The sequence below is a fragment of the Wolbachia endosymbiont (group B) of Scrobipalpa ocellatella genome (assembly GCF_964188425.1).
Taxonomy (GTDB): domain Bacteria; phylum Pseudomonadota; class Alphaproteobacteria; order Rickettsiales; family Anaplasmataceae; genus Wolbachia.
The window spans coordinates 561,822-577,959 of sequence record NZ_OZ077190.1; the positions used below are offsets into that span (position 1 = coordinate 561,822).

Consider the following 16,138-nt stretch of genomic DNA (forward strand, 5'->3'; position numbering starts at 1 on the left):
AAATTTATTAAGTAATACCAATTCCCATTCCCACTATACAAAGAACGGATAGACAATAATGGAAAAAAAGCCATACTAAAGTAAGTGAAGTAGCGAGGTTTAAATGGCATTAAGATCAAAATTATTGGATGAAAAAGTGAGGAAAAGAAATGCTGAAGAAAGTAAGGAACAATGCATATGTTTCAAAAAAACTAAATGCTGTAATTGCGGCAAAAAAGCATAGTATAACGGCTGTAGCAAAAATATATTGCATTTCAAGAAGCGCACTAACTTCGTGGATAAAATTCTTAAAATTTGGCAGAGAAGAAAAACTGTTTGCTCCTCCACAACGCCGTAAAAGAACTAAATTAAATCAGGCTCAACTACAGCAAGTTGAAGCATGGATAGAAGAAAATCCTAATATTACCATTAAAGAAATGAGAATAAGAATCCAGGAAAAGTTCGGATTAAATATCAGCAAATCTACAGTACACCGCCATATACAAAAGATGAAATTTTCATATATTACACCAAGACCAGTACACAACGTACAAGATAAAAGTAAACAAGAGGAATTCAAAAAAAAATCTCAATGAAGTTATTGGCAAGTATCCAGAAAAAGAGCTATTTTTCTTTGATGAATCAAGGTTTGGCACACATTCGAAAGTTGGGCTCTGTAATATCTTTCTTCATAGGTAATCTCCTAAATTGAAAGAATTACTTGGAGTTTACCCACTTTCCAGCCTTTTTTCACTTCTTTCTAACCCATAGTTGGGGTTAATAGAATTTTTTTTGTGCCGTTAAACTTTACACAATTTTTTAGCTGTGTTTTATCTTGAACCGATAGAAAATCATAGTATATTGAGTATTTTAATCGGGTTAGGTAATGAATTACACTCTAATGCCATCACTTAAGCATAAAGCTCTTGTGGAAATAGCTATTACGTTATGGAATCAAGATGATGCCTGGGATTTAGCGTCAAAGTTTTACTTCTCATCACCAATCCTAAATGTCAGTGAAAGAAAAAGAGAATGGCAAAAGGTAGAGGATGAAGTGATAAAAAAGGTACTAAAACTTCCGCTGCCAGAATTGTTAAAAAAGGAACTATCAAGTTTTGTTGAAGCAATAGGTTGGCAGATACTCATATGGAAACAATATCATAAAAATCTTTTAGGTGGCAAAGATGCTAGAGCAAGCTTAAGCAAGCTTTGTTGGACACCACAAGGCACTATTGATAAAGAGAAAACAGCAAAGATATTAGTGCAAGATGAAAATTTAGATATTGCTAAGCGCTATAGATTAGCATGCACTTATTGTTTAGAAGATAACATTCTCACCCTATGGAAACAAATCAGTGGTAGGAAACTCTATGGAAAAGATCTTAGGAAAATAAGAATAAATGAATCACCTCTAGTATCGTTCTGGTCCCATCATATAGAAGAAGAAACAGCTCAGTTAGGCGATATAATAAGAAGATATTGTCAAGATGATAGTGTTACTCATTATGAGTATGCATTTCGACGTTCAGCAGTTAGTGGCAATGAAGCAGCAACCAGATATTTCCTACAAAAGTTAACTCCTGAAGAAAAAGATAAGGTCTTAGTAAGAACTGCAGAATATGTGGCAAAAAGACGTTGTGACTGTGTTAGTGAGTTTACAGATTTTTCCAGGGAGAATTATATTGATGTTTTGTGCTTTTTACTTTCAGAAATGGATAGAGAACAACAAATGGAAGTGTTCAAGAGCTGCTCTTATGAAGTGCTAAAGTGCTTTTTGGATTGGCCATGGCAGAGTTTTTTTATGGAAACAGCGCAGCATATGTGGGCTTTCCTTTCTGAAGAAGGTTATGATTGTTTATTGAGAGTAATCGTTAATAAGATGATAGATGGTAATAAAGATTACAATTATCAAAAGCTCTTTGGAATATTTTGGCAGCAAGGTCCTAGTACTCACACAAAACATGTAATAGATAAATGCGGATCAGGTGGGTTATTATTACTAGACTTATTTAAGGTTGAAGATGTGGAAAATATCAAACTGATCTTTCAAGATGCAACTCCCAAAGAGAAAGAAAGGCTTATTTTTTGTAGTAGGGGGCAAGATATTTGCCAAGATTTGATTTATGGTGATAGGGGGGGATTTATTGAGTTCTTCATTCGAGAATGTATATCATCAAAAAATGAAATGGTAAAATTTAGGGAGGAATTTAAAGAACGTATAACATGGTGTTGTTCAAGAGAGGAATTTACAAAGAGGAAAGATAAATGGGATAAGTTTTTTCAATTACTGGATAATCTTATTCAAGAAAATGACAAAAAGAGAGGAATAGAAGGAGAAGAAAGTAGTCCAGCAAAGAAACTTCGTAGTATAGAACTTGAGGAAGTGACACACAGTATGAAGAAATAGATAAGAAAATGCCAAGAGCAACAGCTGAAGCGAAACATATTGAACACAAGCTTGAGTTAATAGAATTATTACTCACTGAACCAATTAATCCAGGTAACAGTAAGGGTAACCCTGTTCTCTCAGTAAATTTCGATGCACCTAAGGGATTTGCTGAAAAGTTTAGTTTATTTCTTCGTGAAACTCCAAATATTGGTTCAACATCTAGTCCTGAGTTTTTTATTCATAGCATATTAGGATCGATTTTAACCCTTCCTAATAGTGGTCTAGTAGAAAAGCTTGGCATCAATAAGGTGTATATTAAGCGTACTAATTTGAAAGTAGAGGGATTGAAAAATGAGATTAGCATTGTAAAACTATGCTTTTTTCTTGAAAAAAGTGGAAGAAAACAAGTGGTTCTTAGAGCTTTTACAAATGATCAAATTACAGGTTATGGGGATTTAAAACGGAAATATTGTTATAATGATGATGAACTTAAAGAGATAGCAAAAACACTAGAGATCTCTGACATAGATAACACAGATATAAATGAGTATTCGTTTCATATGCGTACTGAAGAAGATTTAGGCAACCTGTCATTCGAACTATATAGAGAACAAAGAGATAGAGTAAAAGAAAAATTTAAGGATTTGGTGTCTTCTCCATCTCAAACTAGTGAATTTGAGGAGATCAATATAGGTCGGTCTACAAGTCTTGAAGGTGCATTTAAACAGCTTTCTGATAAGAGTATAGATCAAGTAATAGTTGGTATTAGAGAAATTTTTCTTGAACTGGCCGAAATATACAAAAGTAATCAGGGAAAGTTTTCACTGGGCAACTCAGAAGCAGCATATCATGGGTTTGTTTATGGAGCTTTAGCATTAAATTTTAAATATCGTTATGGTCTTAATTGTTATGTTGAACGTGCTGCAGGTAACGGACGTGCAGATTTAATACTTATGTCACGTACAAAAGATGCAAATGGTAGGATAAATCCTAAACCTGTTCCAGTAGTTGTTGAGTTTAAAGGAGAAGGTCATACTGCTGATGAAGCTATAACACAGATCAAGAACAAAGGTTATTTGTATAACCTCAGCATTAGAACTAAAGCAGAAGAGGCGGTTATAGTGGGAATTAGTTATGCTGAAGTAAAGACAGAACAAGCTAAGATTTTTCAATCCCAAGGTTTTGTGCATCAATTATTAGAAGGTGCTAAAGATTTTGATGGCAATGAAGCAAAGGAAAATTTAAAGGCAGAACTAAAGAACTTATATCACTTGATACCAAGTAAGGATAAAAACTATTTAAGCAAACTAGTGTTCGGACAGATTTTAGCTATGGATAGTATAGATAAAAATATTTTCACTTATCAGAATGAAGATAGAAGTATAGGAAGAGAGGCTACTACATTTCTACTATTCAATCAAGGGGAAGATAGAGCAGTAATATTAAATATTATAGAACGTAGTGGTGAATTAAGAGAACTTAGAAGGCAAAAGAGATTTGACAGTAATAAAATTCCTCCAATTGATGAACTGGATATTGATTCTGCAGTTAAAATCGACCTGATAATAAACACAGGAGTAAAGAATAACCTAGGTGGGTTTGAAGTAGGAGAAAGAAAAGATAAGTCTTATTTTCAGGATATAAATATAAAAGAAGTCTCTCATAACTCTAAAAATAGATACAAGGGTAAATTTGAAAGAATAGGGAATGTTGACGTAAATAGCTTAATTGAACAATTACGTGGAATTGATGTTGTAGACTTGCTTAAGGAAAGTAAAGATGAAGAGATGATGGGAAATAAGTTAAAAGAGTCACTATCTCCTTTAGTAGAAGCTTTATTGCCTTTTAAGGAATTAATAAAAAGAGAAGTGGACTTTCAAGCAATAATGCAAGGGTTATTGATAAATGGAAAAACGCAAGATGGTAAAGAGATTAAAGTGTATGTGGAATCTAATATATCTTCATTAGGGAAAATGGACCTGGCGCTATCTTTTACATATTTGCAAGGAGATGAATCTACTATTGAGGAAGATGAACCAATTATCATAGAATTAAAATGTGCTAATAGTAGTGTAAAGAAAAAATTAGGACATGCAGAAAAACAGATGAGTGACAAATATAAAATTCTTAGATCTTTTACTGATAAGAGAACAGCCAAGTTTTTAGCCATGGTTTTTAATCAATCTAGTAGGTCCGATAAAGATTTAATTACAGCAAGCATAAAAAGTATTGAAGTCTATCATACCACATCTCAAGGTGAGATTAGCTCTCCCGAAAGAGGTGGTGCAAGAAAAAGGCTAAGGCTTGAAACTGGGCCTCAAATGGAATGTTTAGAAGCTAAAAGAAGAAAAATAAGAAATATAGGCATGTACTGCATAGACTCACGTGATGAAGAAAATATTACAGAGGAAGAAAAAGAGCAACGTATTAAAGAGTTGTTTAATGCTAACAAGGTAGCGGAAAGAGTAAAGAATATTGAGTTTTATGATCAGCTTTTCAAAGTTTCTGAACGAATCTCTAGAGGTGAAGCTACAGACCAAAATGTTGAAGAAGCATTTATTGCAAAGGTTAAAAATGTAGATCTAAATTCAATAGACCCAGAGATCAAGGATATTGTAAAGGAGATGAAAGAAAATAAAGAAGAAATCAAAAATATTCTCAGAGGATATGGGGTAGCAGAAAAAATAGGGAAAGTAGCAGAAAGTGCAGGTTTTGCCTTTACAGTATTTTTAGTTGGTAAACATATAGCAAATGGAGATGTAGAAGGCCTAGGTTATGATGCATTAAATCTCTGGGTAATGCCAAAGATTGGTGAGAAAATCTCTGGAAAAATATTAGGATTAGGAGAAAAACTTGATTCTCAAATGCTAAAGGGGTTTGCCCCAGTTATGGGACCTGCTATAGGTAACTTTGCAGCATTTTTAGGGTTAGCAGAGTCGATAAAAGCTCGGGAAAGTGCAACGAATCCTGTAGATATAAAGATTGCTGACCTAAACATCGCAACTAACTCCATTTTTATAGCTGCAGATGTACCTGCGATTGTTACTGAGACAATGTCAGCCGTAGGAATAGAAGCTGGAGTAATGGGAGAATTTGCTGGTCCAGTTGGTACTGCTATTTCAGTTGCTGTTATTATTATATCGCAATTTGTAGAAGCAGAGCTTGAGGTAGAGAAATTGGAAGAGCACATAAATCTTACAGATCAGGAGAAGCATGATTTGTATTGGGATTTCTTTCTTGGTAAAAAAGTACCAGATTATATAGAAAATGATATAGAGGCAGAAAGTATATATAAACAATATGTATTAAAGCTTATAAGCCAATATAAAGGTAATTATGATAAAATAGTTATGTCGCTGCCTTATATATTGGTTACAAAGGAAAAGCGTGTTTATGGGGAAATACAACTCCTCAGAGTTTATTGTCGTACTAACACAAAAATAGTTGATACTAAGTTTGATTTTGGATTCAATACGAATGTTACATATCCATTTCATATCAGTGATATTAATTCTAGAGTGATTCCTACGAACATTGAAAGTTATAGTGTCGTTTGCGGACCACACGATAGCGATATTAAAGTACAAATTGATAATCCTCCCTGTACTGACTGTGTTGTAAATGGAATTGGCTCAGGATGTGATAACTTATATGATCATAGTAATGTATTACTAAATAGAACATTTGAAAAGTGGTTTTTACAAGAATACCCTAGCGACTGTTATAATGCGGTTATATACAGAAATAAGAATTTCCGTGGGTATGGAAGCGTATACTATATAACAGCTCAAAATGCTAATATTAATGTTGTTTTTCAAGAAAAGGATATTTTAAATGGTGATCGAGGTAGAAGAGGTAAGGTAGAAAATAGGTACTATTTTGAAAAGTCATTAGATAGTTGCAAGGTGTATAACTCAGGTAGAAATTTCTTTTACATAGCAGGGAAGTTCTCTTGTGATTTAGGAGCAGATAGACAAAAGAATATAGTTATAACACAAGGTAATCTTACTACAGATTCAATAAACATACATTCTATTATCGGCAGTAATAGAACTAATTATATAAAGTTCTCTAATGCAGATTATGTAGATGGTAAGGGTGGAAATGATATAATAACAGCAAAAAACTTTGCTACAATAAAAGGTTATTTTGGTGATTCTATTCACGGAAGTGGCTTAGTATTATTGCCGATAAATTTTAGTGATATAGATAAAATAACTCATGTTAACGACAGAACAAATATTTATAATAAAAGTGGAGATTCTATAAGTGTAGATAAACAGACATTAATAAAAACAGCAGATGGTTTGTTTGTAACTCCAACGAAAGTAGAGAGTAATACTGGAACAGTAGCAAGTCTACAAATAACAAAAAGCGTTGGTAGTGATGTTATATTAGATGATGAGTTAGATAAGTTGCAAACAATAGATAATCGGAACTTTAATATTACAAAGCAATTATCAAGTACTAATTATCGTAGTACTATAGGTAGTTTTAGTAATCATATTTTTTATCCTGATAAAGAGCACCATAATTTTTACTGGGAAGCTCCAAGTAATATAAACCATCTTTATCTTTTCGATGAAAAAAGTGCTAATATTACGATTGCTCAAGCAAATGGTATATTAGACTTTAGTCAATTAAATAGCACATTAAATGATATACAATTTGCAGAGAATAATGAAGGAGAAATAAAGATTAACAAAAGTAGACTAAATGTAACCCTGCTACCAGATTATAAAGATGTTACGGTAACATTTGATAGGGAAAAATATTATAAACTTCAGAATGGTGAACTAGAGCGTGATTATTGTTCTCATAGCTTAAAAATAGATGGAAGATTTAGCGTTAATGGTACTGATCTGTTAAATCATTATAATTGTTTCACATTTGATTCAGATAAGGTGCTTTTTTTAAAACTCAATAATGATTTGCTATTGTTATCAGATAAAGGAGCATATATCACAGATTACTATTCTTTTGTTCATAGAAACTGGGATTTATCTATAGAACTAAACAATAGAATTATAGAACCAGAAGAATTTGGAGAAAGAGCTGATGATTTTAGTTCTTTCAGGTATTATAAACCAGATGAACAAGGGTTACAGATTTATCATAATCAGCCTATTAATAAGAATGATATTGGTTTAGTTGATTTGAAAGGTAAGTCTATATTAGATTTCGATATGAAAGTTATGAATGATACCTTATTGCTATCACATAAAAATAACACTCTTGTAAAAGTAGAGAACTGGAATACTTATCAACCAGCAAGAGAAATGATGTTTGCTTTTAATGATACAATAGTTTCTAACTCAAAATGTATAGCTTCTACTTGCAATCCACAAGATGTTATAATGGACTTTAATAAAGAAAAACAGAAACAGTATTCTCAGCTAATAAAAACCTCAGGGCCTGAAGAAGCAAAGTCACTTATAAGAAAAGCTATCCAGGAGAATAAGTCGAACTTGCTTGAAGCTCTTCTTGATGGTATGAGAAACAGGGATGATAGATATACTCTTATCAATGCTAAAAACGATTTCGGCGAGACATTTCTGCACCTTGCTATCTCTCAGTGTTTTGTTGATAACGGCGTTAATAACCTAAAAGATACTAAGTTAAAGATTGTAGAGCTGCTGCTTAACAGTGGTATTGATGTTAATGCTCAGGATACCCAGGGCAAGACGTCTTTGCACCGCGTTGTCCTTCTAATGGGTTATTTAGTTCAAAATAATCATGATTTTAGTTTGTTACAACTTCTGATTTTTAAAAATGCTGATGTTAATATTCGTGACAATAATAGTAAGAAGCCTTTAGATATTGCAAGAGATAAAGGTTTCACAAACATAATTTCCTTTTTAGAGAAGGCAGAAAGAAGAAATGAATACGTTGCACCAAAGCATATACGTCATCATAAAAGACATGCTTATCATAGAGGGAACCGTCATCGTTATTCACCTATTGAAAAGACAACAAAAGCTAGAATAGAAGGAAAAGCTATAGTAGGTAAAATTGAGTCTATGATAGATGAAAAAAGTCCTACAGTAGGATATGATGATGTAGAGGTTATGGTAATAGGTGGCATAGAGATTGCTGCAATAAATAGAAAAAAAATCAAAGTGAATAAGGCAGAAGAGGTGCGCTATAAGAAAGCTACAAGCAGAGCAAGTGCACTATCTTCATGGATAAACAGTTTGTTCGGTTCAGTAAAAACCTCAATAGGTCGGTTATTAGATTCTAAACCTACATTGTCTGACGGAGTATCAAGTACTACAAGTCCAATCTCACAAGTTGATTCACCAGTAGATATAAACGGCACAATCATGTTACTTGATGTGCTTATTAGAAAAGTTACAGGTCAAAAATACATTTCTACAGCAGATCAGCACGTATCATTACTGGAAGCGCAGGGCTATGCATTAAATATTACAGAGGAATTTGAGAAAGTAGTAGAGCAAGCTGGATTAAAAAGTGGTGTGTCAATGCATCGATTAAATATTGATTTTGTGGAAATACAGAAAGAAGTTACAGGAAAAATCATGAGTGGTAAATTTGATGAGATTTCGGGGATTTTCAACTCATATGTAGAGAAAGCATGTTCTGGTAAAGAAGCTGGTAAATTAAGTCCGAAGAAATTTGAAAAGTTTATAGCTCAATTTAATAAGGGTCTGCTAAATCAATCAATAGAGCAGATATTACACAACAGAGATGGTAGATTAGAAGTTGATGGTACAAAAAAACAGCAGATAAGTTTAGAGCCTCAAAGTTATTTAAGTAATGCTTCAGTTCACAGCCATTCAAAGGACAAAGTATCAACTTGTCTTTCTGATGTAGGAGTAACCAAGCTTGGAAATACTTTGAGTAAGTAGATGAGAATATGGAAGGTATAATATGCCAAATAGTGAAAAGCTTATAATAGAATTTAAAGTGGAGGTGGTAGATCCCCTTAGCAAGTTTGATGGTTCTAATACTAACATGGATGAAGTAGGAATGAGAAGTACAAGACTAGAATTGGGAAATAAATGGTTAATGTACTATCAATATTAAACTTACGGTATATATCTTTAATATGTAAGGCTGAATAAGAGGGTAACGTTATGATAGTAATTTATATAATTCTATGTGCAATCTTTATAGCCATTTTAGACAGTTCACTAGATTCTTAATTAGGGGACATGTCTAACTTAGAAAAGGTTTTTATAAGTGTTAAAGTGAATAAGTAGGAATATTATGTTTTTTCTTTGAGTTGTGAAATTTCAGAATGAGAGAGACCGGTAATTTGAGCTATAACATCAATAGATACACCGGCCTTGAGTGAGTTTTTTGCTACTTCAATTTTTTCTTCTTGTCTACCTTTTTCTTGACCTACTTTAAGGCCCTCATCAAATTTTTGAGCTAAAGCAGCTACCTCATCCATTATGCGTTTTTTCATTTGTTCATATGCTAGTAACTCTTCTTCTGACCAATTAAACTTATTCATTTCTTCATAAGCTCGTTTTATTATTACGTCACTACCAACTATCTTATCTAGATCCTCTTCCCTTGTTTCTCCTGCATAGCGAAAAAAGTAACACCATTTTTCTACTATATTTTCTAATTGGTCTTCTTTTGTCTTTGTAAATTTTGGTAGTTCTATGAATACAAAGTAAAAATCCTTTAAGTCATGTTCAAAGCTATTTTGATCTAAAATGACATGATTAGATTTGTACTCAGCCTTATCTGGAAAAATAATACAATCAGCAACAGCTATGAAGATAATTTCCTTGAGATTATGATAATTATCACCTTGATCAGCTTGACTTGAGTAGGCTTTAGCAGCATAATATTGAGCACGTTTTTCGAAGCCTTTGGTCTTAGTAAACTGGTCAGGTAAGGAAGCAGTATTACTACTACCCCCTCCCTTAGAAACGCAGCATGCAGGTTTCCCCACACTACGCTTGAGCCCCTTATCTAAGTTCTTCTTTTCTAGAACCGGCTTGTCCTTCATGATTCCTCAGGAAACATCATTCTTAATGGTGACACCAACAGTAGAGAACCTTCTCTTGAGAAAGAGCTTGCTAACATTCTTGTTCGTTTCACTCTCTCATCAAAATACTTTTTCCATTTTAAGTCAAGGGGATTTGCATCCGCTCTGATTTTAACATGTCGTCTGATAGGTATATCAATCAGCTTAAGCAGTCTTAAATACCGTATCTCTTTTGGTTTGTTCTTGCATATGGGTGCAGCAAAAACCCATTGGCGTTGACCCATTACTTTGAAGTAACGATTCTTTATCCAACGTAATCCTTTACGAGGATGTCTTTTCTTTGCCCATTTCCATAAACTATGCCAAATTTCATTGTCGATCTTTCTAAACGCTTTTTTAGCACACACATGGTGATAGTAATTTCCCCATCCTCTCAGTAGAGAGTTGAGTGACTTAATTACTATAGCCTGAGTGTTCGCTATATTTGCTTTTATCAATGTACGTGCTTTATTAAGAAGTCTTTTAATACTTTCTTTCGAAGGTTTAATAATTAACTTCTTATTATATCTACGTACATTACAACCAAGAAAGTCAAACCCTGTTGTGATAGATGTAATCTTTGTCTTCTCTTCTGACAGAATTAAACCTCGCTCATGAAGAAAAGATGATACTAAAGGCTTAACTTCCTTTTCCAGTACTTCATGTGTGAAACCTGAAATAATAAAGTCGTCTGCGTATCTGATTACATTCACTCCACTTCTGATTTTGTTTCTTTTTCTACTGCCGAGTTTACCAAATCGACTTTCCAATAACTTTTCAAGTCCGTTTAAGGCTAAATTGGCTAGTATTGGAGAAATTATACCACCTTGCGGGGTACCTGCAGTTGTGGGATACAGAGTTTTTGATTCTAGGAAGCCAGCTTTTAACCAACTATGCAGAATTTTTTTCTCCATAGGAATATGCTTCATAAGCCATTCATGATTAATGTTGTCAAAGCATCCTTTGATATCACCTTCAAGTATCCATTGTAGTTGATTACGACTTGCCAGTAACAAATGACAAGCTACTGTAGCATCTGCACAGGATCTTTTAGGTCTAAAGCCATAGGAGTGACGATCACTGATCGTTTCAGCTATCGGTTCCAGAGCAAACAGATATAATGCTTGCATGGCTCTATCTTTTATCGTGGGTATTCCAAGAGGTCTTCTTTTGCCATTAGATTTACTGATATAAATCCGTTTTAGCGGAGAAGGTTTATATCCTCTTTGCTTTAACTGCTTTATTCCTTGAAATTTAGCATTGCAAGTTGACCATAGTTGACGATCTACACCTGCTGTGGTTTTTCCTTGGTTTTCAGTTACTCTCTTAACAGCCAAAGCTTTTCCGCTAAAAGAGCGTGTGAGAAGATGTTGTAAAGCTTTTACCTTACCCCATCTTCCTTCTTGGACAGCCTTAACAATACGTCTTTGTAGCCTCACAATAACTTTCTGGCATTTCTTCCATGGCAATTGCTTCCATGCTTCAAAGCTTTCGGTAGATGCACTTACGGGTTTACTTGTAATCATCTGCTTTCCTACCTTAAGTGGTTAACAAAGTTTCTTGTCACGAGGGACCAAATGGAAGTCTGCTCGTTTTCACGCGAATTAATGTTACAAATTCTATCCATTTCGTTACAAAATGGCATTCGCTTTCTCCATTCTCCTTTACCTGCACTTCCATCAGCATTCCTTGCGGTTTGCTTGCCATGTAGGCGAAAATACAGGCTTACCCTGTTTCTCCAGTCATACAACAGTGGGTTAGGTGGCTTCTCTATACCGGTGGAGTTATTATTTGCGTACATCTAGAAATGAAAAATGTAACTTATCCACATTACCTTTTGGTCAGAGCTTATCAGCATCTTTAGCTCTTTCATCGTATCGGTACTTATAAAGCTTCACTTACGTTCACCATACCACTAGCCTAGCCCTCCAACCACATGATGCTTGCAGTTTATGCCCCTCTCACGATTGAGCATCTTCTTTTTCAAGAGGAGGTTCATTGTCCGCATCGCTTGGCACCAACCGGTTGCCCGATTCGCACTGATGCGTAGACTCAGACGGCAAAACATCTGGTTTAATAAGTTTTAGAATCCTTTCAGTTTCTTTCTGAATGAATTCCTCTCCTTTTAAACAATATGACCGAAGACTTTCAGGTCGCACCATTTCTATGATGTATCTTGAACCTTGAGAGTCTTTACAAAGAACATCGACAATACTCTGCTTTTTAGCGGCAATTTCAGGGTCCAAAATGGTAGCTAAGAATTCAACATCGTGAATAGCAGCTAAGCCAGTAAAGCCTAAAATATCGTTCAGGAAATGAATGAGGATATCTTTATTCTTCTCGGTGCCAAATATTCTTTTAAATGCATAATCGTTGCGTGCGTCAAGAAACTTCGAAAGAGCCATGAGAAAGTAAGATAAAAAGCATTGATCATTATACACAATTGTGAAGAAATATTCAACGTTTTTATACTAAAGCCTATTAAAGTTAGCAAAATTTCAAGAGTTGGGAAAAATTACCTTCATAGATAACCCTAGTATGCACCTTAGACGCCCTTTTGTAGATCTTTTTATCAACTCTTCTATAAGGTATATTAAAATGCCAACAAATGGATTCATGATTTAGCAGCCTCCAAAGATACCTATTTAAAGTGTGAACTTCTTAGCTTGTCATAGTATAGGCATTTAATATACTAGTTCTCAACAAAGGTAACATATGCTAGCAAAATTTCTATCTGAAACTTTTAAAATGGCAGGTTATGAAAAAGAATGACCGTTAGCTATACTAATTCTTTAGATCACGAAGTAGGAAAGAAGGTAAGAAGTTTTAGGTTAGCAAAGGGTTATACTCAAAAAGATTTAGCGGGAAAAATCGGCGTAACGTATCAAATAGTACTACAATATGAAAAAGGAACACGAAAAATTTCGATTGAAAAGTTGTATGCTATAGCAGAGATATTGTCGATTGGTATTGTAGACCTAATTCCTGTATCAAATGAAAAAATCTGTTTTGAAGATGAGGGAGAGGAAATATTAAATCTAGTAAGAAAATATAAAACGATTAATGATCAAGAATTGCGTAAGATATTTTACTTATTAGCAAAATTTGCCCAAGTTGGTGAAGAAAATAGTAAAAAAACAGAGAGAATAAAAATTGCAAAAGGTCTGGTTAAAGCAGGGATTTCTGTTGATATTGTTTCACAAGCAATTGGCCTCTCTGCTGATGAATGTGTTGAAGAAAAAATAGGTTCTATATACTGCAAAATAGGAAAGAAGATAAAAGAATGGAGACTAGTGCGGGAATATACTCAGAAGGATTTAGCAAAGAAAATGAGTACAACACGTGATGAAATAAGCAACTATGAACAAGGAAGAACTGCTGTTCCACTGGGAAGATTATATGAGATAGCAAAGGCGTTATCGATTAATATCATGGACCTACTTGAACTAACAGAGGATGCAGATGATAAAGTGGTACCTAATTTAATTGAAGAATACAAAAAAATTGAAAGCCAAGAACTACGTAATGCACTAATGAAATCTCTGTTTAAAAGCATACAAATTTGCGAAGAGAAAGTGAAAAGAGCAGAAAAGATGAAAATTGCAAAGGATTTAGTAAAAGGAGGAATTTCTATCAATATTATTTTAAAAACAGTGGGCATCTCTTTAGACGAAATTCAACAAATTTAAAATAAAAAATCAGTATCTATTAATATCTTTACTTTTTGATGAAAAAATAAGTAAAAAAGATTGAAAAATTGATTTGACTTCACTCGGAAGCTATGGCTCTATGCCAATGCTGATAAAGCAGTAAATATTAAAAAAAAGTTTGTTGTTAGTGAAGGGTAAATTATATGAATAATAATAAGAATAAAGAAGAAATAGAATTCAGAATATTAGAAAGCAAAGGCAAAGCACTACTTGATCGTGAAATAATGGAAACATTTTTAAGTGCAGTACATGAAAGGCCGCAAGCTCAAGAAATTGCTAAAAATCTGGTGAATACTTATGCAGGAGTAGGAAGGATTTTAGGTAGAGAAATGGATGACCTGAAAGTTATAGAAGGAGTAACTGATTCTGCAGTAGCAATGATTATGTGTGTTAAGGAAACACTAGAAAGGGTACTGAGAGAAAAGCTCAAAAGTGAGCCAATAATGGACTTACAAGGGCTAGTAGAGTACTTAAACGTAAGTATAGGCCACTCAGAAAGGGAATGTGTAAAAATACTGTACTTGAATAAAAGGCGTCAACTAATTGGAGAAGAATCCTATATTGGTGAAATGGAAAAAGCACCAGTATACATAAAGGAAATTACAAGAAAAGCATTAATAAAGAATGCAACATTAGTAATAATGTCACACAACCACCCTGGGGGAAGTTTAGAACCTTCAGAAGAAGATCAAGAAGTAACAAAGAGCTTAGCAGCAGCATGTAGTACTGTAAGCGTTAGATTATTTGATCATATTATCATTACAAGTGGGGGTTATTTTAGCTTTAGAGAAAACGGATTGTTATAGCAGAAAGTATTTGCAAATCTACTCATATTAATTTATAATGAGTAATATAATGTATAATAACAAAGTTTATTGTACACTTAAAAAGTATTTTTAATATGAGGTTTATATGACTAGTAAAGATCAGAATAAAAAGACTAATGTTAATCACAAGAAAATATTTGGTGCTCTTGAAAGCGTTGATATAGAGCAGTCTAAATTTGTGAGTAAAATTAATAGCCAGAAGGAGATAAAACTGGAAGATACAATGCCTTTCCCTAGCAGAAACGTTCGCGAAAACAAAATCAACTATGGAAAAGGACTTGATTATATATATGGCACAAAACCTGTAAGTGATCAAGAAGATAAAAATCCATTTGCCTCAGCTTTGCAAAAAATAAAGCCAAATACAGAGAAGCTGAGCTGGTTTAAGAGTTCTATAGTAGAGGCAAAAAACGTAAATGAATTGCACAAAGTTATAGACAAAGTACTAGCTTCTGGAGCAAGGCTAAATGCATGTAATGATGGAGAATGGAGCTTCGCGGAATATGTGATACTGGGCACACATTTTCATAAATTTGATAAGGCTGATCGTAAAAAGCTAATACGTAAATTAATGCTAAGTGGTGCAGAGTTTCATGATACTCTACTGCAGAATAAACTGATAGGTGAAATCTATAATGAGCTACAGCCAGAAGTTCAGCCACAGATAGATAAGCAACTAGAAGAGCTAGAGGAAGCTGGCGAAAATGCTGTGCAAGAAGGAGAATTAATAGATGTTGAGATAGATAATACAACATCGGTGCGACCCGAAGTTGCGATTTTGTGATGGTTAGATTCCATCTTCCCTAGACATCAGGGATAATGTATGTCTCACATTTTAAAGAATGGCAACCTTTAGGATGCAAGCATGAGATAAAAGCAGGTAATGCTAAACCTTATAGCAAACTCCTGCAAACAGAGTTAGATATGGTTACGAGAGAAACTTATGATTGAATTGTCGTTATATTGAATATGCGAAATTAAGGTTGTTTTACGCATAGACCAAAATGGTATGAAGCATACGAGGAATTAAAGTTAGATGTCTTTGATTATAGATGTTCTCAGCTTCCGGTAAAAAGTAAGAACCTAAGTCTAACACGAAACAAAATCGTGAAACGGGATAACCATATAGGTGCTCTTATATTCATTTGAATGTAAGTAGGCAGCCAGCCATAAGCACTTACATTGGAGGGATTGTCCAAGAAGCTAATGCCCAAAGTAATATTTGGGA

Annotated in this window: 8 protein-coding genes and 3 pseudogenes; 8 read left to right on the top strand and 3 right to left on the bottom strand. The window is 34.0% G+C overall.

Annotation, left to right across the window (positions count from 1 at the left end; translation table 11 throughout):
- Window positions 1-103: 103 nt before the first annotated feature.
- From AB3210_RS02605 to AB3210_RS02620, 4 genes and pseudogenes are all read left to right on the top strand, one after another.
- Window positions 104-651: pseudogene (locus AB3210_RS02605) on the top strand (IS630 family transposase); the annotation flags it as partial.
- Window positions 652-865: 214 nt separating this feature from the next.
- Entirely contained in the window at window positions 866-2,386 is a 1,521-nt protein-coding gene (locus AB3210_RS02610) for a hypothetical protein (protein WP_149168922.1), read from the top strand.
- Between the two features lie 8 nt (window positions 2,387-2,394).
- Window positions 2,395-9,237, top strand: coding sequence for a latrotoxin-related protein (locus AB3210_RS02615; protein ID WP_230609175.1), 6,843 nt, complete (start codon window positions 2,395-2,397; stop codon window positions 9,235-9,237).
- Window positions 9,238-9,259: 22 nt separating this feature from the next.
- The gene (locus AB3210_RS02620) at window positions 9,260-9,415 is read left to right on the top strand and encodes a hypothetical protein (protein ID WP_167495309.1); all 156 of its coding nucleotides are present in this window, start codon (window positions 9,260-9,262) and stop codon (window positions 9,413-9,415) included.
- A 181-nt stretch (window positions 9,416-9,596) separates the two neighbouring features.
- On the opposite strand, the gene AB3210_RS02625 is transcribed toward AB3210_RS02620, so the two are convergent.
- The 3 genes and pseudogenes from AB3210_RS02625 to AB3210_RS02635 form a co-directional block, all read right to left on the bottom strand.
- A complete protein-coding gene (locus AB3210_RS02625; RefSeq protein WP_264690050.1) occupies window positions 9,597-10,355 on the bottom strand; it encodes an Rpn family recombination-promoting nuclease/putative transposase in 759 nt (252 codons plus the stop codon).
- Window positions 10,352-11,899: a group II intron reverse transcriptase/maturase gene (ltrA, locus tag AB3210_RS02630; protein WP_149168704.1), complete on the bottom strand. Its 1,548-nt coding sequence runs from the start codon at window positions 11,897-11,899 to the stop codon at window positions 10,352-10,354. Before ltrA ends, AB3210_RS02625 begins: the two co-directional genes overlap by 4 nt.
- 633 nt (window positions 11,900-12,532) lie before the next feature.
- Window positions 12,533-12,778, bottom strand: a pseudogene (locus AB3210_RS02635) (PD-(D/E)XK nuclease family transposase); the annotation flags it as partial.
- A 363-nt stretch (window positions 12,779-13,141) separates the two neighbouring features.
- Here AB3210_RS02635 and AB3210_RS02640 point away from each other — a divergent pair.
- The 4 genes and pseudogenes from AB3210_RS02640 to AB3210_RS02655 all read left to right on the top strand — a co-directional run bounded on the left by AB3210_RS02640 (window position 13,142) and on the right by AB3210_RS02655 (window position 15,861).
- Window positions 13,142-14,062, top strand: coding sequence for a helix-turn-helix domain-containing protein (locus AB3210_RS02640; RefSeq protein WP_264690051.1), 921 nt, complete (start codon window positions 13,142-13,144; stop codon window positions 14,060-14,062).
- Between the two features lie 164 nt (window positions 14,063-14,226).
- Complete coding sequence (locus tag AB3210_RS02645; RefSeq protein ID WP_230609182.1) at window positions 14,227-14,889, top strand: RadC family protein; 663 nt, start codon at window positions 14,227-14,229, stop codon at window positions 14,887-14,889.
- A 106-nt stretch (window positions 14,890-14,995) separates the two neighbouring features.
- A pseudogene (locus AB3210_RS02650) lies at window positions 14,996-15,667 on the top strand (hypothetical protein); the annotation flags it as partial.
- A gap of 62 nt (window positions 15,668-15,729) precedes the next feature.
- Window positions 15,730-15,861, top strand: coding sequence for a hypothetical protein (locus AB3210_RS02655; protein WP_255521118.1), 132 nt, complete (start codon window positions 15,730-15,732; stop codon window positions 15,859-15,861).
- The last annotated feature ends 277 nt before the right edge of the window (window positions 15,862-16,138 follow it).

Coding starts and splice junctions, on each gene's coding strand:
- AB3210_RS02610 (WP_149168922.1), top strand. CDS start 866: ATGAATTACACTCTAATGCCATCACTTAAGCATAAAGCTCTTGTGGAA.
- AB3210_RS02615 (WP_230609175.1), top strand. CDS start 2,395: ATGCCAAGAGCAACAGCTGAAGCGAAACATATTGAACACAAGCTTGAG.
- AB3210_RS02620 (WP_167495309.1), top strand. CDS start 9,260: ATGCCAAATAGTGAAAAGCTTATAATAGAATTTAAAGTGGAGGTGGTA.
- AB3210_RS02625 (WP_264690050.1), bottom strand. CDS start 10,355: ATGAAGGACAAGCCGGTTCTAGAAAAGAAGAACTTAGATAAGGGGCTC.
- ltrA (WP_149168704.1), bottom strand. CDS start 11,899: ATGATTACAAGTAAACCCGTAAGTGCATCTACCGAAAGCTTTGAAGCA.
- AB3210_RS02640 (WP_264690051.1), top strand. CDS start 13,142: ATGACCGTTAGCTATACTAATTCTTTAGATCACGAAGTAGGAAAGAAG.
- AB3210_RS02645 (WP_230609182.1), top strand. CDS start 14,227: ATGAATAATAATAAGAATAAAGAAGAAATAGAATTCAGAATATTAGAA.
- AB3210_RS02655 (WP_255521118.1), top strand. CDS start 15,730: ATGTATGTCTCACATTTTAAAGAATGGCAACCTTTAGGATGCAAGCAT.